The organism is Desulfoplanes sp. PS50 (genome assembly GCF_053851535.1).
Window position 1 is genome coordinate 16,087 of sequence record NZ_JBSPZA010000006.1, and the last position, 19,696, is coordinate 35,782.

Genomic DNA, 19,696 nt, shown 5'->3' on the forward strand with positions numbered 1-19,696 from the left:
ATGTACGGAAAACTTTTCGGGCAATTTCTCTATGACCAGGGTGTTATCTCGAAGTCACAACTCAGAGATGGCCTTCTCCAGCAGGACAAGATCAACCATCCCCTGGGGGTCCTGGCCCTGGAACAGGATATGCTTGTTCCGGAACAACTGCGAAAGCTTCTGGCCCTCCAGAAGAGATCGGACAAACAGCTCGGTCTGCTCGCCATTGAACAAGGCTATCTCAATGCCGAGCAGGTTGATTTTCTTGTAAACATCCAGAAGCGGGCCCACCTTTTTATCGGCGATATCTTGGTTCGACAGGGGAGCGTCTCTCCCGAGGTTTTGCAAACCCAGCTCACTCTTTTTCATGAATTCAACCGCGAGATAGCATCCCGAATCAAGAATCGTCTCAAGAGCCTGCCCGCTTCCGTGCTTATCGAACACATACTGGAGACCACCCAGGCCTATATATCCCGGGCCATCTGCGGCAAGGCAAAGGCCACGGACATTCTTTCCTGTCACCATCCGGACCTGAAAGACACATGCATCACCGCACACCTTACCCTGCATGTAGCCGCATGCAGGGTGCACATCAGCTTTGGATTCAGTCTGGACAGGAGAGAGGCTCTCTCCCTATGCTATTGTCTGACCGACCGAAGCATTCAGGGGCAGAACCGGGTGAGCTCTGTGATAGGAGAGTATGCTGATTCCCTCGGCTATCTGGTGGACAATGCCCTGCGCCGAGCCGGATATCCGGTGACCGGCAGCTGCATGACCATGCACACAGACACCGAACCCGCTCGAAACGCCATGCTCTGTCTGCGCATGAGCACGACCATCGGCCCCTTTGTTCTTTTCTTCAACATCATCCCTTTGGATTAAGGCTGGCATGGCCCCTCTTACCAATAATCTTTCCATCGGCGTATTCGATTCCGGCGTAGGTGGCCTGACCGTACTCAAGGCATTGCGGGACCGACTTCCCCAAGAAAATCTCGTATATCTGGGGGATACGGCCCGTCTTCCTTATGGAACCAAAAGCCCTGACACGATCACCCGGTACGCCGTGCAGGTTGCAACCCGGCTGATCTCCCAGAAGATCAAACTTATGGTCGTGGCCTGCAACACGGTATCATCCGTGGCCCTGGAAGATCTGAAAACAAAATGCGCGCCCATCCCGGTCCTCGGTGTGGTCGATCCCGGAGCCCGAGCTGCATGCCGGACGTCGGTAAACAAACAGATCGCTGTCATGGGAACGGAATCGACCATTTCACGGGGTGCATATCAGAAGGCCATCCACGCCATCGCCCCGGACGCGACCATTCTGTCCAAGGCCTGCACCCTGTTTGTGGCCCTGGCCGAGGAAGGGTGGCTGGACGGACAGGTCGCCACATCCGTGGCCAGGCGCTACCTGGACGAGCTCCTTGCAGACAACCCGGGCGCGTCCCCGGACTGTCTGGTACTCGGATGCACCCATTTCCCACTGCTCGCACCGGCCATCGCCAGGGTAACCGGCCCCGGCATGACCTTGGTTGACTCGGCAAGCACCACGGCATCGGAAGTTGCCGAAATTCTTCGTCAAAACAACCTTGTTACTGATTCCGACGAACCGGGCAGAACACGTTTTTTGGCCACGGATTCGGCCTCCCGGTTCGCCAGGGTGGGAACCATCTTTCTGCAGCGACCCATCCTTCCCGAGGATGTGGAAATCATCGATTTATAGACAATACTCTCTTTTCACCCCACACGTTGTTCCATGGTCCAAGCAAACAAATCACTCATTCTGGCGGAAAAACCTTCAGTCGCCCGGGAAATCGCCAAGGTCCTCGGCATCCGAGGACGCGGCCAGGGATATCTCGAAGGCGACCGCCACGTGATCACCTGGGCAGTGGGTCATCTGGTGAATATCGCCGAGCCAGGAGACCAGAACCCGGCCTGGGGCAAACGTTGGTCCATGGATCAACTGCCCATGATCCCGGCACGGTTCACCCTCACGGTGCTCGATCAGACAAAGGACCAATTCGTCGTGGTCAAATCCCTGCTCACACGCGAGGATATCACCGAGGTCATCAATGCCACGGACGCCGGCCGCGAGGGCGAACTCATTTTCCGGCGCATCTATCTGATGGCCGGATGCGACAAGCCCATCAAACGTCTCTGGGCCAATGACATGACCGAGGCCGGACTCAAGAAGTCCCTCGCCTCCCTGGTCCCGGGGGAGGACAAGCGCAATCTCGGGCTGGCCTCCTTTGCCCGGGCCGAGGCGGACTGGCTCGTGGGGATGAACTTCTCCCGGCTGTTTACGGTCAAGACGGGCGGACTGGTCACGGTGGGCCGGGTGCAGTCTCCGGTCCTGAAACTGCTCGTGGACCGGCGCAAAGAGATCGAACATTTCAAGCCCGAGGATTACTGGACCGTCGAAGGGATGTTCGGTCAGAAAGACGAGCCCTTCAAGGGAATCTGGTTCGCCCCGCCCAAGCGCAAGGACAGCCGGGTCTGGGAAGAGGATCGTGCCCGGAAACTGGCCGAAGACTGCCAGGGCAAACTGGGTGTGGTGGAATCGGTTGCAAGCACCAAGGGCCGCCAGCGCCCCCCCCTGCCCTTTGACCTGACCACCCTGCAGCGCGAGGCCAACACCCGGCTCGGTCTGTCCGCCAAAAGGGTCCTGGAAATCGCTCAGGAACTCTATGAAACCAAAAAAATTCTCACCTATCCGCGAACCGATTCCCGGTATCTGACCACCGAGGTGTACAAGGAGATCCTGGATCACCTTCGGGCGGTGTACCCCCATTTTCCCGAGATCAGCGCACAGGCCGCCGAACGGATCAAGGCAGCCAAAAAGAAATTTACCTGCGTGAACGACAAAAAGGTCTCGGACCACCACGCCATCATTCCGACGACCAAACCGGCCGTGCGGGACCAGCTTACCCCGGACCAATGGAACATCTATGAAATGGTCTGTCGCCGGACCATGGCCGCCTTTCTTCCGGACTGCACCTTTCTGACCTCCCTGGTCTGGATTCTGGTGGACGAACAGCCCTTCAAGGCCACAGGCAAGATATTCACGGACAGGGGGTGGTTCGCTGCCGAGCCCTGGCGCTCTGCCCAGGACAACCCCCTTCCCCGGGTGACCAAAGGGGATGGCATCGAGGTCCGGGAGGTCGGACCGGTCAAACATACCACCAAGCCCCCGGCCCATTTCACGGACGCCTCCCTGCTCGGGGCCATGGAAACCGCGGGCAAACTTGTGGACGACGAAGCATTGCAGGAGGCCCTCAAGGAACGGGGACTGGGCACTCCGGCCACCCGGGCCCAGATCATCGAGACGCTCGTCAGTAGAAACTACGTGGCCAAGCAGGGCAAGAAACTGATCGCAACCGACACGGGCTGCCACGTGGTCGAAACCGTGGAATCCTCCCTGCCTGATCTGGTCTCTCCGGAACTGACCGGGGCGTGGGAACAGAAGCTCAAGTCCATGGAACAGGGAACGATCACCTATCCGGAGTTCATGGGCAGGATAAAAACCATGGTCAAAAACGGGGTGGACAACCTGCGCGATACAAAATTCGCCACCAGCCCGGCCACCCTTCCTCCGGGCAAGACATCCCTTGGCACATGCCCTTTATGCGGGGGCGCTGTGGTGGCGAATCCCAAGGCCTATGGATGCATCAATTGGCGCGAACCCAACGGCGGATGCCCCTTCACCATCTGGAAAAACATGTTCGGAGGAAAAATCACCCAGACCCAGGTAAAGGAACTCCTGACCAAGGGCGTGACCGCCAAGGAACTCGACCTGAAAACCAGAGACGGCAACCCCTTCAAGGCGCGACTGGAAGTGCGCCAGGGCAGGGTCGCAATCAGACGTGACCAACCCCCGACGCCCAGCTCTATCCCGCAGCAATAATTTCCCCGGCGCACCACCCTTCCCATGACTCACATCCCCGGGCCATCCTGACATCTAGTATGACAGGATGGCCTTTTCTGTTTTCAAAAACCAGCTGATTTGCTGCAATGCCCCCAAAAAAAATCTGGTAAAAACATATAACTGTCTATATCACACAACGCACCGAAGATGTCTTACACCTTCCACTCTCCTTTCACTGTTGCGAGGTTGTATCATGCTCGTACCCATCCCCGGCTTCAGACCCTTTTTCTTTTGCTGTCTGTGTTCCCTGTACGCGATTTTGTCTCTTCCGGCCTCCCTGTTCGCCGAACCCGCTTCTCTGCTCTCGGCATACGATCTTCGTGACGTGAACGGGGTGAGCTACATCGGTCCGGTCAAGAACCAGAACCCTTTGGGTACCTGCTACGCCTTTGCTGCCGTTGCCACGGCCGAAGGCACCTACAACAAGGCACAGGCCGATTATGACGGCAATCCCGTCTCCCTGTCAGAATCCTTTGTCGTCTGGAGTCTGGGCCAGAAATATGAGGGTTTCCCCACAGGCCGAAACGGGGGGGGGAGCCAACTACGACTACGACGAACTCCAGGCCTTGGTGGATTATGGCGTCTGTTACGAAGAGGAGTTCCCCTATACAACCGACTGGGACGTGATCAAACAGTATGACAAGGATAGCTCCCATGAATTGGACTATCACTGGGACGCCCCGCGCATCCAGTTCGCCGGATTTCACCGATTGCCCACCAACGATATCGAAACCATCAAACGAGCCATCCATACATTTGGAGTCGTGGACGCCGCGGTCGATGTAACCGACGAATTCCAGACATACACCGACGGCATTTTTTCGGACAACGCCACCACAGCCGCCAATCCCCTTGAATACTTTACCCCGACCAACCACGCCATCTCCCTGGTCGGGTGGGACGACAATTCCACCGGCGAAGGCAAGGGCGCCTGGTTCCTGCGCAATTCATGGAGTGAGAACTGGGGCGAGGACGGCTACATGCGCATCGATTACGCTTCCGCCCGGGTGGCCACATCTGCCTGCTATCTGCATTACAAAGAGTGGAACGATCACGGATTCGACTCCATTGCCCTGACCAATACGGGGTCCGTAGCCGGCACGCTCGATGCCACCGGCTATCAGCCTGTTGCCCGGGGATGGTACGAATGGGGCGATGACACCTCGTTCATGATCAACAACGGGACCATCATGGCTACCGGTACAGTGGACTCAGGCAATCCCTATGTGCACGGCATGTTTCTCTGGGCGGGCAATGTCGGCCGGATCGAAAACAACGAAATTCTCAGTGCAACGGCATCCACGGACGAGGGACAGTCCACGGCCTACGGGGCGTGTCTGCAGGGACATGAAATCATCAATACAGGGACCATCTCGGTCAATGCCACCTCGAACGATGACCGGGCCACGGCCTACGGGGCCCGGTTTTTCAGTTTCGATGCAAACGGTGTTTTAACAATACCGGCTCCATAACCGCCAGGGCGGGGGGCAGCGACGGGTGGGCCTATGGACTTCTGAGCACGGATGCGGACCGCGTGGAAAATACCGGAAACATGACCGCCATTGGTAATGGATATGCCGTAGCCATTCTCGCCGAGGGTCCCACAGAAACCTTCAATCAAGGCAATCTGATAGCCAACGCAACCACGGGTGATTCATTCGGACTGGCTGTTTATGCGGGTTCAGGAACCAATACCGGGACCATCCGGGCGGAGGCGTACGATGACGATGGAAGCGCATGCGGTATCAAGGCGGATGAAGCGGTTTTGATCAGCAACGAAAATACGATCACGGCCAAGGCGGTTGGCGCAACCGGCAGTGCAAAAGGGATATCAAGCTGGGGTTCAGAAACAATTTCCAACAGCGGGACCCTCACTATTGAAGCCAAACATGCGGCCAGGGGCATTGACTCCCTGTACGGAAACCGGGTCACCAATACAGGGACAATCAACGCGACCGCAGCAAATGCCAGAGGCATCTCGACCTCGGACACTGAGCAGGTCACCAATGCAGGAACCATTACTGCAACGACCACCACGGGACAGGCCTGTGGCGTGAATCTGAAGGGCGGCACCCTGACCAACACTGCAACTGGAACCATTGTGGCCACTACCACAAGTGGGACAGTCAGAACCCTGAATCTGGTGGACTCCAGGGCGACCAATGCGGGGACCATCACGGCAGCAGGACCGGGCAGTGATGTCTATGCGGTCTATCTCACGGAATCCACCCTGCTCAATGACGGGTCAGTAAACGGTAATACCTTTGTGTGAGAAGAAAGCATTCTGGGCGGGGATGGAACGTTCACCGGGGATGTGATCAATGACAGTGGAACCGTAGCCCCGGGAAATTCCATCGGGACACTGGCCATTGTGGGGAATTATGTCCAACGACCGAACAGTGTTCTGGAAATCGAATTCGACAACGTTGCATCCGACAGGCTGAATATCTCCAATATCGCCGACATCCAGGGCGGCACCCTTAAATTGGTCCCTCTGGGCTACACGACCGGGGGTAATCATCTTTTCTTGAATGCCGCAACCATTACCGGGAAATTCGACCAGATCCTCTCCCCTGCGATTTTCAAAACCGGTTTGTCAGGCGGCACCCTGGCCCTTTCCCGAAACAGCTATGCCTCTCTTGGAGCCAATGACGGCCAGCGGGGCGTGGGCGGCGCCCTGGAAGCAATCAGGCCCACGGCCAGCGGAGACATGAACACAATTCTCAACGGTCTCGACACCATGCAGCTCGCCCCCTTGCAGAACGCCCTGAACGACATGACCCCGGGCATGCACGCGGCTGCCAGCTACGCAGCTCTTCAGAACACCCACCGGTCCATGGGCTATGTGCGCCGTCACTGGAAGGATCTGCAGACCGAATCCATGCGGCCGACACTCCGTATGAATCCTCCGAACAAGGGGTTAACGGAACCCGGTTCAATGCCTGGGGCTCCTTTCTGGGCGCAAGCTCCAGGGCAAAATCCCAGGACGTAATCCCCGGATGCAACGAGTCCATGACCGGCCTGGTCCTGGGACTGGATTACAGGATCGGGGACAACCTGACCACCGGGCTGGCCGGTTCCTACACCACCCAGTCCCTGGACCAGGAGGACGGTTCGGGTTCCTCGACCATCAAGACCTTCAGAGGCTACGTGTACGGATTGTGGGATGAAAATCCCGAGGCCAAAGGCTGGTACGTTGCAACGGCCCTGGGAATGGGTGCCATCCGTTTCGATACCGACCGGGACATCGCCTTCCTGAACCGCGAGGCCGAAAGCGACCATTCCGGCCAGGACTACTCCCTGCTGGCCACCACCGGGTATGACATGGAAACGGGCAACTGGACCATCCGGCCCAGCCTGAATCTGGAATACGTCTTTCTCCACGAAGAAGGATATGACGAATCCGATGCCGGAGACATGAACCTGCATATAAGCAGCCATGACTCCCACTCCCTGCAATCCGCTCTGGGGGTGAGCATCGCCCGCAGATGCCGCATGAAACAGGCAGTCATCATCCCGGAGATCCGCCTGGCCTGGACACACGAATTCCTGCCCGAGCAGGATGATCTGACGTCCCGGTTCCTGGCAGCGGGCCCCGGATTTGACATCCCCTCGCGCGACATCCCCAAGGACGCCCTCAATCTCGGCCTGGCCGTCAAGGCCCCCCTCTCCCGGGACATCCTTGCCGCCTTTGACTACGAATGCACCCTGACCGAGGCCAATGAATCCACGGACCACCGATTGGGCGCCCAGCTCAGAATAAGGTTCTGAATCCAAACAGACAATGCATCCACAAAGCCCCGGAAAGAGACTTCATCACCGGGGCTTTGTGCGTTGAAAACCAAAAATTTTTGTGCTCGGAAGAACGAGAAACTTTAAAGACTATCGACTTCCATTTGCCATTCATTCCTGCGAGAGTTATTTACAAACAGTACACAACGATCATTAACGCTTCAGGAACGAATATCTTGAAAAAACCGTATGCCCCTCCTTTTACAATCAGTCCACGCATACTCGAGCTCGTGGAACACATCGGCGAAATCCTCGGACGCCTTTCACTGACCATGGACTCTCCCGGTTCTCCTGTTCTGCGCAAAGAAAACAAAATCCGAACCATTCATGGCTCGCTGGCCATCGAGGGAAACTCACTCAATCTGGAGCAGGTGACCGCCATTATAGAGGGCAAACGGGTTCTTGGGTCGTTCCGGGATATCCAGGAAGTCCACAACGCTGTCCGGGCCTATGAATCCATTGATCTCTGGGACCCATACTCCATGCAGGATTTGCTTGCTGCACATACAACCTTGATGCATGGTCTCATGGAGAAACCGGGAGTTTTTCGTAATGGTACCGTGATCATCAAACGCGGAATGACGATGGTCCACATGCCTCCACCGGCTCACCTGGTTCCGGATCATATTGAACGATTTTTTAGATGGCTTGCCTCGACCAAGGTACATCCCCTGGTATCCAGTTCCATCTTCCATTATGAACTGGAATTCATCCATCCCTTTTTCGATGGTAACGGTCGGCTGGGACGGTTGTGGCAAACCGTTATCCTCGGCCACTGGAAACCCATTCTGGCCCTTCTACCTCTGGAATCATTGGTCCACGACCGACAAAAACAGTATTATGAAGCCCTGGGACAATCCGATCAGTCAGGCGAATCCACGCCGTTTGTAGAATTCATCCTGTCTGCCCTCAAAGATACATGCTCAGAGATTCAGGAAACCGACCATGTAACCGATCATGTAACCGACCATGTAGAAAGCCTCCTCTCCATCATGAGCGCATCCCCTCGCTCTGTCAGGGAACTCATGAAATGCCTGAACCTGAACCACCGTCCCAGCTTCAGACAAAACTACCTCACCCCGGCCTTGGAAGCCCATCTCGTGGAAATGACAGACCCAGACTCACCCAAAAGTCCGAAACAAAAATACCGACTGACGGGCAAGGGCAGAAGATATAAATTCGCGAATCAACATTCAGACTGACGCATGCCATTGCTCTGTATGCAGCCACAAACAAAACCCTGTTGGAATATAATTCCAACAGGGTTTTGTTTGTGGCTGATTATGGTGTAAAAATTCTGAACCGATGCAGGCCTACAACAATTTCAAATCCCAGTTCCAGAGTCCGGGCCGGTCCTTGACCTCCACGGTCTTGGGGACCCGCTCGCGCAGATGGACAAAAAGCTGGTACCCGGCATTGGCCAGTTCCTGTTTCTTTTCCCGGATATCCAGGAACCAATTGGGAAAGGTCCAGAAAAGGTCATCATATCTGAGGGTCCATGCAGTTTCGCCCTTGGGGCTTGAAAAGGGTTCGGCAGGTTTGAGATGTTCAGCCTTGATCCGGGAGACACACAGGGGCCAGATGCCGTTTATGACCACGCCCAAAGGCAGCGGGGAACGCTCGGGCAGGGCGAGAAAATCAGGTCCGGAAAGCTCGGGACTGACAATAACTCCCGAGGCACCCAGATCCTTGAGGGTCTGGATGGCCAGTGGATTGGCCACATTGCAGAATGGTCCCGCCCAGACCTGACAAGCCGGAGCTTTTTCAAACAGTCCCATCTGCCAGGGGGCTCCTATGACGATCGTCTGTGCCCCCCGATTGACCAGGGTGTTTACGGTCTTTCTCCATATGCCGTCATTGTCAGGCCAGATGACCGGAGGAAGCCACCACCAGGTCCTGGTCACCAGGGAACGGGGGATCTTGTCCACCTGCCCGGGAGTGACCCATGTGCCCATGGGAGGTCCTTTGCGCTCCACCTTGGGGAGGTGGCGGAACACACGAATTTCCTGGGCCCTTCGTCCCTTCCCCTGGGTTTTGGCCGGACTCCAGGCCCTGGGAAGCTTGACCTTGAAATCCGAGGATTCAGACTCCTTGTGGGTGATCGTCTGCAGTTCCTGATTCAGTTCGTTGATCAGTTTGGAGAGCTCGGGTTCCCGCCTGTCGACCAGAAACACCGGTGTGCCCTTGGGCGCGGACCTGTTTTCACCTGCGGGAATATCCAACCGTCCTTTTTTGGGCAGGGCACGCCGGATACGCAGGGTGGTGTGCCAGGGCTGATCTTCATACCCGATACGCAAAAGATCGCCCCCCAGAAGCTTGGTCCGGGGTGAAAACCATGTCCTTCGTCCACCCCCCTGGACCGTTCCCATAAACAGTCCGGACCCGGTGTCTTCTCCCTGGACAAGGGGCACCACCTTGCGCTGGGGCAGAAAATAATAGTGCGAAGTCGGGCGGGACAGGGCCATGTCCAGAAGCTCCTGGGCCATCTTCCGGCTGGCCGGATCATTGCCGTGATCCCTGAGCAACCGATAGGCCTTGACCGTATAGAACACATAATGGGGCCCTTTTTTGCGCCCCTCGATCTTCCAGGAACGTACCTGGGGGATACCCGCCACGGGACGCACAAGAACATCCAACCCCAGATCCTGGCAGGAAAAAAACCGGTCCCTGCTTCCATCCTGTTCGTAGATCCTGCGGCACGGCTGTACACATCGTCCCCGAAGTCCACTGCGCCCACCCAGGAAGCTGGACCAATAGCATCGTCCGGAAACCGCGTAGCATAATGCCCCGTGCACAAAAATCTCAAGATCCAGACCCGGAGGACAGGCCGCAGCCATCTTCTTGAGTTCATCGATGGTCAGTTCCCTGGGCACAACCACTCGATCGATATGTACTTTCGACTGCACCAGGGCCAGAGCCGAGGGAAAGCTGCAATTGGCCAGGGTGGAAAGATGGAGTTCGCCCGTATATCCGGCCTGTCGGGCCAGGGCCGGCAGACCCGGGTCCTGGATGATCAGCGCGTCGGGGTGAACAAACCGCTGCAGCCGGTCGATCATCCTTCCGGTCCGGTCCAATTCATTGTTCTTGAGCATGGTATTCAGGGCGATATGCACCCGGACACCCTTGGCATGGGCCAATTCGGTCAGCCCGGCCAGTTCCCCCAGGGAAAAGTTATCCGCCTCCATGCGTGCGGAAAAATTTTTCAGCCCGCAATACACGGCATCGGCTCCGGCAGCCACAGCGGCCAGAAAGCTTTCCCGGCCGCCGGCCGGGGCCAGAATCTCAATGGGTCGTTCTTGGTTGGTCATGGTATCTCGTCACCGTCATTTGCGGTGTATTGGAATGGGTTAAACGGATGTTCCGTGCGAGGGAACAAAATTGGTTGGGATTGATTCGTCTCGTGCACAGAGACGCGTACACCTCTCCTCCAAGGACACTCACCATTCGCAGGGGATACCGCATGCACGAGCTCAACATACATTGTCCCTGGATCAGGCTGTCTCGAACAGAAAACACTTCACCCCGTGCCCCGGCGAAACCTCGATTTCCTCGGGGATCTCCCGGGAACACCTCTCCATGGCCATGGGACAACGGGTATGAAACACACACCCTGTCGGCGGGTCAAGAGGGCTGGGAAGTTCACCGGTCAAAGCGATGTCCGGCACGATTCTGTCCGGATCAGGGCGGGGTACGGCCGCAAGCAGCGCCCTGGTGTAGGGATGACAGGGATTTTCATACAGATCGTCCCTGTCGGCTATCTCCACGATCCGTCCCAGGTACATGACCGCGATCCGATGGCTGACCTTCCTGACAACGGCCAGATCATGGGAGATAAAAATATACGTCAGCCCGAGATCTTTTTGCAAGGCTACGAGCAGATTCAAAATCTGGGCCTGGATGGATACGTCCAGGGCGGAAACCGGTTCGTCACACACGATCAGCTCGGGATCAAGACTCAGGGCCCGGGCTATGGAAATCCGCTGTCGCTGTCCCCCGCTGAACTCATGGGCATACCGGTCTCCATGCTCAAAAAGGATGCCGGTCATGTCCATGAGCTCCGCCACCCGTTTGGCGCGTTTCTCCCGGGTGCCCATGCTGTGGATATCGAGCCCCTCGCCAATGATCTTCCTGACACGCATCCTGGGATTCAAGGACGAAGAAGGGTCCTGAAAAATCATCTGAATCTTGCGCCGAATATCCGGTTGATCAAACCCCTTTACTGCCCACAAAGGTTTCCCCTGAAAGCGGACCTCACCGTGGGTGGGAGGAAGAAGCCCGACAACCATCTGGCCCAGGGTGGATTTTCCGCACCCCGATTCACCCACCAACCCCAGGGTCCGGCCGCGATCCACCTGCAAGGAAACATGGTCCACGGCTCGAAGCACTGCTGTCTTTCCCAGTTTACCGCCGGTCTTGACCTCGAAATCCCGTGTCAGTTCCCTGAGTTCCAGAAAAGGCGTTGCACTCACTGACATATCATCTTGCATTTATCTATAATCATTTAAAAAAGAGCCCTTTTTTTCGGGTCGTGAAAAACAAAGATTCCCACAACCAAAAATCAAAAATATGGATCACACCCGGCCTGCAATCAGGTACAACGCACCCTTTCCCGGCAATACGAAAAACCTACTTTCTCAAATGTAAATCTCTCATCCCCCGCATTTTCTGCGCCCTGCGCCCTGCGTACTGCGCACTTTCTCCCTCTCATCCATACAACCAACACCGAGCCATATGCCCGTCTTTGGGGAAAAAACGTTCGGGCCGCTCGGCAAAACAACGATCAAAGGCCCGGTCACACCGGTTGGAAAAGGGACACCCGGAAGGCAGGTCCAGAAGACCGGGGACAACACCGGGGATGGTCGCCAATTCCCTTCCATTGGGGTCATCGATCCGGGGTACGCAGGCCATGAGTCCTTTGGTGTAGGGGTGGAGCGGGTCGGCAAACAGCTCGGAAACCCTGCATACCTCCATCATGGCTCCGGCATACATGATGGCTACATGATCGCAATTCTCGGCAACCACCCCCAGATCGTGGGTGATCAGGATGACGGCACTTCCATGTTCCGATCGCAGGGATCGAAGAAGTTTCAGAATCTGGGCCTGGATGGTCACGTCCAGGGCGGTTGTCGGCTCATCAGCCAGGATGAGGGACGGATTGCAGGCCAGGGCCATGGCTATCATGACCCGCTGGCGCATCCCTCCACTCATCTGATGGGGAAAATCCCTGATCCGCTTGTCAGGTGAGGGAATCCCCACCTGCTCGAGCAGGGAGACGGCCTTGGAAATTCCCTGTTTCTTGTCCAGGCCGAAGTGATGGCGCACGGTTTCGGCTATCTGATCGCCGACCCGAAAGACAGGATTGAGCGAGGTCATGGGCTCCTGAAAAATCATGGCCATCTCCCGTCCACGGATCTTCTGCATGGCCCTTTCCGACAATTTCAGCAGGTCTCTGCCTTTGAAAAGAATCTCCCCCTCGACCACCTTGGCCGGCGGATAGGGCACGATCCCCATGATCGACAGGGCGAGCATGGATTTTCCGCATCCGGATTCTCCAACGATCCCAAGGGTCTTTCCACTATCAAGGCTCAGGGAAACCCGATCAACGGGTCTGGCTGTTCCCCGGGAAGAGAAGATGTGCGTGCTCAATGCGTTGATTTGAAGAAGAGGAGACATCGATCCTCGAGAAGGCCATCAAAAGGGGTGGAAGAGATTGAAAAACACAGCATAGTTGTCTAGAATAGTGATTTTCCATACGACATGCAACCAGACGATTGGAAAGTCAGCAAGACACATGTGTTCTCATTCAACCATCTGGAATATCGAGGCTGGCTCACCCCGCTTTGGTCGGCTTGAAACTTCCTCGCGGGCCTCGTACCATCAAACCGTTGCTCAATACAGGTTGGAAGTTCCAGCAAGATGCCAGGCAACGGTTTGATGAACGATGCCTGGCTCGGTCAGACAGTCAAACCGACCAAAGCGGGGTAAGCCAGCCTTGAAGACACATCAGCCCTGTATGAAAAATCAGCAAAGCAATCTTTGCCAGGATGTAAAGACGAAAAAACGCCTGCAGGAAATCTCTTTCCTGCAGGCGTCAGCTTCTGGGGCCACAATAAGGTGGATCCTTCCTTGCTGTGGACGAGCCCCTAGATTTTATTTGAAGAGCCGAGCACGCTCTTGATCTTGTGGACAACCATGTCCTTGACCGCCTGGCGGGCGGGTCCAAGATATTTTCTGGGGTCGAAGTTGGCGGGATTCTCCATGAGGGCCTTGCGGATGGCCGCGGTCATGCCCAGCCGGATATCCGTGTCGATATTGATCTTGCACACGGCCTTGGAGGCCGCCTTGCGCAACAATTCCTCGGGCACGCCCTTGGCTCCTTCGACCTGGCCGCCATAGGCGTTGCACTCCTTGACGAATTCCTGGGGAACCGAAGAGGCGCCATGCAGAACAATGGGATACCCGGGCATCTTCGAGGCGATGGTGTCCAGTCGTTCGAAATCGAGCTCAGGCTCGGCATCCATCTTGAATTTGTAGGCCCCATGGCTGGTGCCGATGGCAATGGCCAGGGAATCGCACCCGGTCCGCTCCACGAATTCCTCAGCTTCATCCGGATCGGTGTAGATGGATTTTTCCGAATAGACATGCTCCTCCATCCCGGCCAGGCGGCCCAATTCGGCCTCGACCCAGACCCCTTTGTCATGGGCGTACTCGACCACCTTTTTGGTCTCGGCGATGTTCTCCTCAAAGGGCAGATGGGAGCCGTCGATCATGACCGAAGAAAAACCGCCGTCAATGACCTCCTTGCAGATCTCGAAATTGGCGCCATGATCCAGATGCAGGACCACGGGCAGATCCCTGTCTTCAACGGCCGCCTCGACCAGCTTGCGGATGTACACCAGCCCGGCGTATTTTTTGGCCCCGGCGGAAACCTGGAGAATGAGGGGAGACTTCTCCTCGTCACAGGCCTCCATGATGCCCTGGATGATTTCCATATTGTTGACGTTGAAGGCTCCCACAGCGAATCCTTCCTTGTAGGCACGGTCAAACATTTCCTTGGGTGATGTCAGGGGCATGTAGTCCTCCTTGCTGCTCGAATCGTGGGTGATTGGCGATTAGTGTCCGCCATTGGTAGGTTGCATCATGGTTGTAAGCGTTCCCAGAAAATCCCAATTGGTAAAATCAAAACTCAAGGGGGTCAACGTGACATATCCTTGGGTAAGCAGATCCCTGTCCGTTCCCGGCGCGACCTGATCAGGCGGGATCTCTCCCGTGAGCCAGTAGTAGGGACGTCCCCTGGGGTCGTTGCGCGCGTCATAGCCGTCGCGGTACACGGCCACGGTCTGGGAACAGACCCGGAGTCCCAGGGAATCGGCCAGATCCGTGGAGGGAAAATTCAGGTTTAGGACGCATTTTTTGGGAACCTGATCCCACTGCGTCCCGGCGATGAATTCCCGGACAAATCCGGCCTGCTTCGAGAGATCCCGGGGATTGAAATCGTCTATGGACACGGCTAGGGCAGGAAATCCCCCCAGAGCACCCTCGGTGGCTGCGGAAACCGTGCCTGAATAGAGCACGTCCACGCCCACGTTGGCCCCGTTGTTGATTCCGGAAAGAATCAGATCCGGCGGGGTATCCAGCAGGGTGGTCAGGGCCAGCTTGACGCAGTCAACCGGGGTACCGAAGACCCCCAGCCCCGTGAATGCCGGTTCCACGACCTCCTTGACCCGCAGGGGAGAAAAAAAGGTCACCGAATGTCCCACAGCGCTCTGTTCAGTCATGGGGGCGACCACGGAAACCCGGTGTCCCGCCCGAATCATTTCCGCATACAGAGCCCGCAGTCCAATGGCCCTGATACCGTCATCGTTGGTCAAAAGAATATGCATGTCGAATCCTGAAAAAATTGTCACACCGGGAGCCGGATTTGGCCCAGTATAGTCATCTCAACGCAGCCCGGGATCAAGCGGAACGTCCCGACATAAAAGCTGTCACTTTTTTGTCTTTCTCTGCGTACTGCGTACTCCGGCCTCCCGTCTCCCTGCGCTGGACTTGCCAGGCTTGAACCCGTATACGGACAAATCCGTGTCCTGTTCAAGCGCACGTACGCCGGGCACATACCCAAACCCCTCTGCCTTTGCAATATCGATGATGGAAAAGCAAACCTATATCAATGAACTCGCGGACCAGATGGCCTTTGACGACATCTTCGCCCTGGCCGCAGCGCGGATGAACCAGGCCAAAAACGGACCCTACTGGCAGCTGACCCTGCAGGACAGGACCGGAACCCTGGAAGCCAAGATATGGTTCCCGGCCAGCCAGAATTACGAAGGGCTGGCACCCGAACAATTCGTCCGCGCCCAGGGCCGGATCAGCACCTTCAAGGACCAGCTCCAGGCGAACATCGATGCGCTCCAAATCCTCGATCCGACCGGCATCGACCGAACCTGCTTCCTGCCCAGCTCGGACAGCCCCCCCGAAGATCTTCTTGAAGAGATCGAGACCATCCTGCATCAGGAAGTCGTCTTCCCGGGCTGGAAAAAACTGTATAGAAAAATTCTCAGAACCCAGGACATCCGTGAAGCCCTGCTGACCGCGCCCGGGGGGAAATCCATCCACCACGCCTACGTGGGTGGGCTCCTGGAACATACCCTCGGGGTGCTCAAGGCATGCAGGGCCATGAGCGATCTCTATCCCTCCCTTGACCGGGATATCCTGCTCGTGGCGGCTACCTTCCACGATCTGGGCAAGGCCTATGAGATCAGTCACGGCATCTCCCGGGAATATACCTCACCCGGCAAGTTGCTCGGACATATCCACCTCGGTCTGGAGGTGCTCACCCCGTTTTTGATGAAATCAGGTCTTGACGAGGGGCTGATTCTCCATTTCAAGCATCTCATTTTGAGCCATCACGGCCAGTACGACTACGGCTCCCCCAAACTTCCCATGACCCACGAGGCCATGGTTCTGCACATGGCCGACAATCTGGATGCCAAGATAAACACCATGGACAAGGCCCTGGGCCAGACCGAACCCCAGGCCTGGTCGGGATTTCAACGATCCTTGCAACGGGATCTGTATACCCCTGTCAGAACCCCGCAACCAGAAAAACAGACCCGCAAGGGTCCGCATAAAAAGGAAGACCAATGTTCATTACCCTTGAAGGTATAGAGGGCTGCGGCAAATCGACCCAGAGCAAAATGATCGAGGACTACCTGCACTCCAAAGGGTTGAAGGTTACCCAGACCCTGGAGCCGGGTGGTTCGAATCTGGGCACGACCCTGCGCCAGATCCTTCTTGACCCGAAAAATGACGACATCACCGGACTGACGGAATTGTTCCTTTATCTGGCCGACCGGTCCCAGCATGTCGCCTCGGTAATCCGTCCGGCCCTTGACCGGGGCGAGGTTGTTCTCTGCGACCGGTTTGCGGATTCCACTGTAGTCTATCAGGGATATGGGAGGGGACTTGATCCCAAGCTGCTTCATCAATTAAATGAAGTGGCCGTGGACGCCACCTGGCCCGACCTGACCCTGCTTCTGGACCTCGATCCGGAAATCGGTCTCAAACGGGCCCTGACCCGCAATTTCCAGGATAACAAACACACCACCGAAGGCCGTTTCGAGGCCGAGAGCCTGGCCTTCCACACCCGCATCCGCGAAGGCTACCTCACCTGGGCGGCCCTGAACCGAAAACGGTTCGTGGTTATCGATGCAGCGGGGAGTGTGGAAGACACCTTTGCTGCGATTCGCAAGGTGATTGATTCTAAATTGTAGAACTTTAGTATCTATTCAGCAGGGTTGAAACGGATGTCGTAAGCACGTCATCCCGGCGCAGGCCGGGATCTCCAGGGCCTCGGGCATTGTATGTCGGATAAGCAGCTGCCCAGTAGAACAAGATCCCGGATCAAGTCCGGGATGACGATCAAAGAAGACCTGCGTCTTTTGAGCTACTTCTGAATAGTTACGAACTTTATTAAATTCTTAACACAATCGATGCATACAATCCGTACCATTCACGACGTCAGCGTCCTCACCTTCCCCAAGATCACCGACCCACGAGGCAACCTGACCTTTGTGGAGCAGGAACGCCATATTCCCTTCTCCATCAGCCGGGCCTATTGGATCTATGACGTCCCTGGCGGGGGAAAACGCGGGGGCCATGCCTACAAGAATCAGCATGAGTGCATCATCGCCCTGTCCGGCAGCTTCGATGTCTTCGTGCACGACGGCTCGACCCAGAAGACAGTCAGTCTGAACCGGGCCTATTACGGATTATATATCCCGAACATGATCTGGCGCAGGATGCAGAACTTTTCCACCAATGCGGTCGCCCTTGTCCTAGCCTCCCATCCCTATGATCAAAGAGACTATGTGCGCGATTTCGAGAAATTCAAGACGCTCAACAGGACCGGACAATGAATACGAGCATCGACGATTGCGAACTGATCAAGCTGGACCGTTTCTACGACACCCGTGGGTCCCTCACCCCTGTCTACAATCAGGTCCACATTCCCTTTGACATTGCCAGAACCTATTATCTCTACGATGTTCCCGGGGGCATGAACCGAGGAGGTCACGCACACAAGGAGTTGCAGCAGCTCATTGTCTGCGTCATGGGGGCCTTTGACGTGGTTCTCGATGACGGGGCCCGAACAAAGACCCTCAGGCTGGAGCGTGCCTACTACGGGCTGTATGTACCCCGAATGATCTGGCGGGAGTTGATCAATTTTTCCTCCGGGGCCATCTGTCTGGTCCTGGCCTCACTGCCCTATGACGAGTATGAATACGTTCGCAATTATGAAACCTTTGTCAAACGCAAACAGACGGGCCACCATGATTCCCTTTCTCGACCTTGAAGCTGTCAACCGTGTCTATCGTGACGAACTCGTGGCCGCGGCCACGCGGGTCATTGACTCGGGCTGGTACATCCAGGGCCGCGAGGTGCGGGCCTTTGAAGAGGAATTCGCCGCCTTCTGCGGGGTTTCCCAGGCCATCGGTGTAGGAAACGGGTTGGATGCCCTGATTCTCATTCTCCGGGCCTACAAGGAGATGGGTGTCCTCAATGAAGGCGACGGGGTCATTGTCCCTGCCAATACATATATCGCCACCATCCTGGCGATCACGGAAAACCGTCTTGTCCCCATTCTTGTGGAACCGGACCCGGCGACCTGCAATCTCGATCCCCGTGCGGTTGAGGAATTTCTCCGATCAGGCCGCATCCCGGGCACTTCGGAAATCTTTCCCCTCGACCGGGTCAGGGCGGTCATGCCGGTGCATCTCTACGGCCGTCTGGCCCCCATGGATGCCATCACCCCCATCGCACAGGCACACGGCCTCAAGGTGATCGAAGATGCAGCCCAGGCCCACGGAGCGATCCTGAACGGACAGCGGGCCGGAAGTTTCGGTGACGCAGCCGGATTCAGCTTTTATCCGGGCAAAAATCTCGGGGCCCTGGGTGATGCAGGGGCCGTGACCACGAATGATCCGGACCTGGCAGCCATGGTCCGCGCCCTGTCCAATTACGGATCGCACACAAAATATGTCAACGAAACGACCGGGGTGAATTCACGGCTGGACGAGATGCAGGCGGCCCTGCTTCGAGTCAGACTCGCCCACCTGGACGAGGACACGAAAAAACGCCGAGCCGTGGCCCGGGCCTATGTTGCCGGGATGAACCACCCCGGGATTACCCTGCCGGTCACCAAGGTGGACGATTCCCATGTCTTTCATCTCTTCACCGTCAGAACGCCCAGGCGGGACGCCTTGAAGTCCCATCTGGAACAAAACGGCATCCAGACCCTGATCCATTATCCTATTCCCCCGCATAAGCAAAAGGCCTATGCAGCATGGGCGACCAGATCCCTGCCGATCACCGAGGCCATCCACCGCGAAATCCTGAGCCTGCCCATGGGGCCGACACTGAGCCCGGAGGAAATCGAACAGGTCATTGCCTGCGTCAACGAATTTGAAAAATCGTAAGCATCGTTACCTCCACCAATCCCATGCA

19 protein-coding genes are annotated in these 19,696 nt (G+C 56.4%); 14 read left to right on the plus strand and 5 right to left on the minus strand.

What is annotated here, in order from left to right; all coding sequences use genetic code 11:
- The 9 genes from ACTVJH_RS03960 (at window position 1) to ACTVJH_RS04000 (ending at window position 8,895) form a co-directional block, all read left to right on the plus strand.
- A complete protein-coding gene (locus ACTVJH_RS03960; protein ID WP_455987690.1) occupies window positions 1-861 on the plus strand; it encodes a hypothetical protein in 861 nt (286 codons plus the stop codon).
- A 7-nt stretch (window positions 862-868) separates the two neighbouring features.
- Window positions 869-1,699, plus strand: a complete 831-nt coding sequence (murI, locus tag ACTVJH_RS03965) for a glutamate racemase (protein WP_455987692.1) — start codon at window positions 869-871, stop codon at window positions 1,697-1,699.
- Window positions 1,700-1,732: 33 nt separating this feature from the next.
- The gene (locus ACTVJH_RS03970) at window positions 1,733-3,880 is read left to right on the plus strand and encodes a DNA topoisomerase 3 (protein WP_455987694.1); all 2,148 of its coding nucleotides are present in this window, start codon (window positions 1,733-1,735) and stop codon (window positions 3,878-3,880) included.
- A gap of 214 nt (window positions 3,881-4,094) precedes the next feature.
- On the plus strand, window positions 4,095-4,541 hold the full coding sequence (locus ACTVJH_RS03975; RefSeq protein ID WP_455987696.1) for a C1 family peptidase: 447 nt from the start codon (window positions 4,095-4,097) through the stop codon (window positions 4,539-4,541).
- On the plus strand, window positions 4,471-5,373 hold the full coding sequence (locus tag ACTVJH_RS03980) for a C1 family peptidase (protein ID WP_455987905.1): 903 nt from the start codon (window positions 4,471-4,473) through the stop codon (window positions 5,371-5,373). The genes ACTVJH_RS03975 and ACTVJH_RS03980 overlap by 71 nt, the downstream gene beginning before the upstream one ends.
- 62 nt (window positions 5,374-5,435) lie before the next feature.
- Window positions 5,436-6,173 (plus strand): hypothetical protein, encoded by a 738-nt coding sequence (locus ACTVJH_RS03985; RefSeq protein ID WP_455987698.1) that lies wholly within the window; start codon window positions 5,436-5,438, stop codon window positions 6,171-6,173.
- A 42-nt stretch (window positions 6,174-6,215) separates the two neighbouring features.
- A complete protein-coding gene (locus ACTVJH_RS03990; protein WP_455987700.1) occupies window positions 6,216-6,893 on the plus strand; it encodes a hypothetical protein in 678 nt (225 codons plus the stop codon).
- Window positions 6,857-7,672 carry an autotransporter outer membrane beta-barrel domain-containing protein gene (locus ACTVJH_RS03995; protein ID WP_455987907.1) on the plus strand — a complete coding sequence of 272 codons (816 nt, stop codon included), beginning with the start codon at window positions 6,857-6,859 and terminating at the stop codon, window positions 7,670-7,672. The genes ACTVJH_RS03990 and ACTVJH_RS03995 overlap by 37 nt, the downstream gene beginning before the upstream one ends.
- Window positions 7,673-7,869: 197 nt before the next feature.
- Window positions 7,870-8,895, plus strand: a complete 1,026-nt coding sequence (locus ACTVJH_RS04000) for a Fic family protein (RefSeq protein ID WP_455987702.1) — start codon at window positions 7,870-7,872, stop codon at window positions 8,893-8,895.
- Between the two features lie 111 nt (window positions 8,896-9,006).
- Here the strand turns inward: ACTVJH_RS04000 and ACTVJH_RS04005 are convergent, their stop codons facing one another.
- From ACTVJH_RS04005 to surE, 5 genes are all read right to left on the minus strand, one after another.
- Entirely contained in the window at window positions 9,007-11,001 is a 1,995-nt protein-coding gene (locus ACTVJH_RS04005) for a U32 family peptidase (RefSeq protein WP_455987704.1), read from the minus strand.
- 183 nt (window positions 11,002-11,184) lie between these two features.
- Complete coding sequence (locus ACTVJH_RS04010) at window positions 11,185-12,168, minus strand: ABC transporter ATP-binding protein (protein ID WP_455987706.1); 984 nt, start codon at window positions 12,166-12,168, stop codon at window positions 11,185-11,187.
- 229 nt (window positions 12,169-12,397) lie between these two features.
- Complete coding sequence (locus ACTVJH_RS04015) at window positions 12,398-13,366, minus strand: ABC transporter ATP-binding protein (RefSeq protein WP_455987708.1); 969 nt, start codon at window positions 13,364-13,366, stop codon at window positions 12,398-12,400.
- A gap of 470 nt (window positions 13,367-13,836) precedes the next feature.
- A complete protein-coding gene (fba, locus tag ACTVJH_RS04020) occupies window positions 13,837-14,766 on the minus strand; it encodes a class II fructose-1,6-bisphosphate aldolase (RefSeq protein WP_455987710.1) in 930 nt (309 codons plus the stop codon).
- 39 nt (window positions 14,767-14,805) lie between these two features.
- The gene (surE, locus tag ACTVJH_RS04025) at window positions 14,806-15,576 is read right to left on the minus strand and encodes a 5'/3'-nucleotidase SurE (RefSeq protein WP_455987712.1); all 771 of its coding nucleotides are present in this window, start codon (window positions 15,574-15,576) and stop codon (window positions 14,806-14,808) included.
- 259 nt (window positions 15,577-15,835) lie between these two features.
- Here surE and ACTVJH_RS04030 point away from each other — a divergent pair, with 259 nt between their 5' ends.
- The 5 genes from ACTVJH_RS04030 to ACTVJH_RS04050 all read left to right on the plus strand — a co-directional run bounded on the left by ACTVJH_RS04030 (window position 15,836) and on the right by ACTVJH_RS04050 (window position 19,668).
- Window positions 15,836-16,858, plus strand: coding sequence for a 3'-5' exoribonuclease YhaM family protein (locus ACTVJH_RS04030; RefSeq protein ID WP_455987714.1), 1,023 nt, complete (start codon window positions 15,836-15,838; stop codon window positions 16,856-16,858).
- Window positions 16,834-17,463: a dTMP kinase gene (tmk, locus tag ACTVJH_RS04035; RefSeq protein WP_455987716.1), complete on the plus strand. Its 630-nt coding sequence runs from the start codon at window positions 16,834-16,836 to the stop codon at window positions 17,461-17,463. Before ACTVJH_RS04030 ends, tmk begins: the two co-directional genes overlap by 25 nt.
- 219 nt (window positions 17,464-17,682) lie before the next feature.
- Window positions 17,683-18,108, plus strand: coding sequence for a sugar 3,4-ketoisomerase (locus ACTVJH_RS04040; RefSeq protein ID WP_455987718.1), 426 nt, complete (start codon window positions 17,683-17,685; stop codon window positions 18,106-18,108).
- On the plus strand, window positions 18,105-18,545 hold the full coding sequence (locus tag ACTVJH_RS04045; protein ID WP_455987720.1) for a sugar 3,4-ketoisomerase: 441 nt from the start codon (window positions 18,105-18,107) through the stop codon (window positions 18,543-18,545). Before ACTVJH_RS04040 ends, ACTVJH_RS04045 begins: the two co-directional genes overlap by 4 nt.
- Window positions 18,523-19,668 carry a DegT/DnrJ/EryC1/StrS family aminotransferase gene (locus ACTVJH_RS04050; RefSeq protein WP_455987722.1) on the plus strand — a complete coding sequence of 382 codons (1,146 nt, stop codon included), beginning with the start codon at window positions 18,523-18,525 and terminating at the stop codon, window positions 19,666-19,668. The genes ACTVJH_RS04045 and ACTVJH_RS04050 overlap by 23 nt, the downstream gene beginning before the upstream one ends.
- Window positions 19,669-19,696 lie beyond the last annotated feature (28 nt).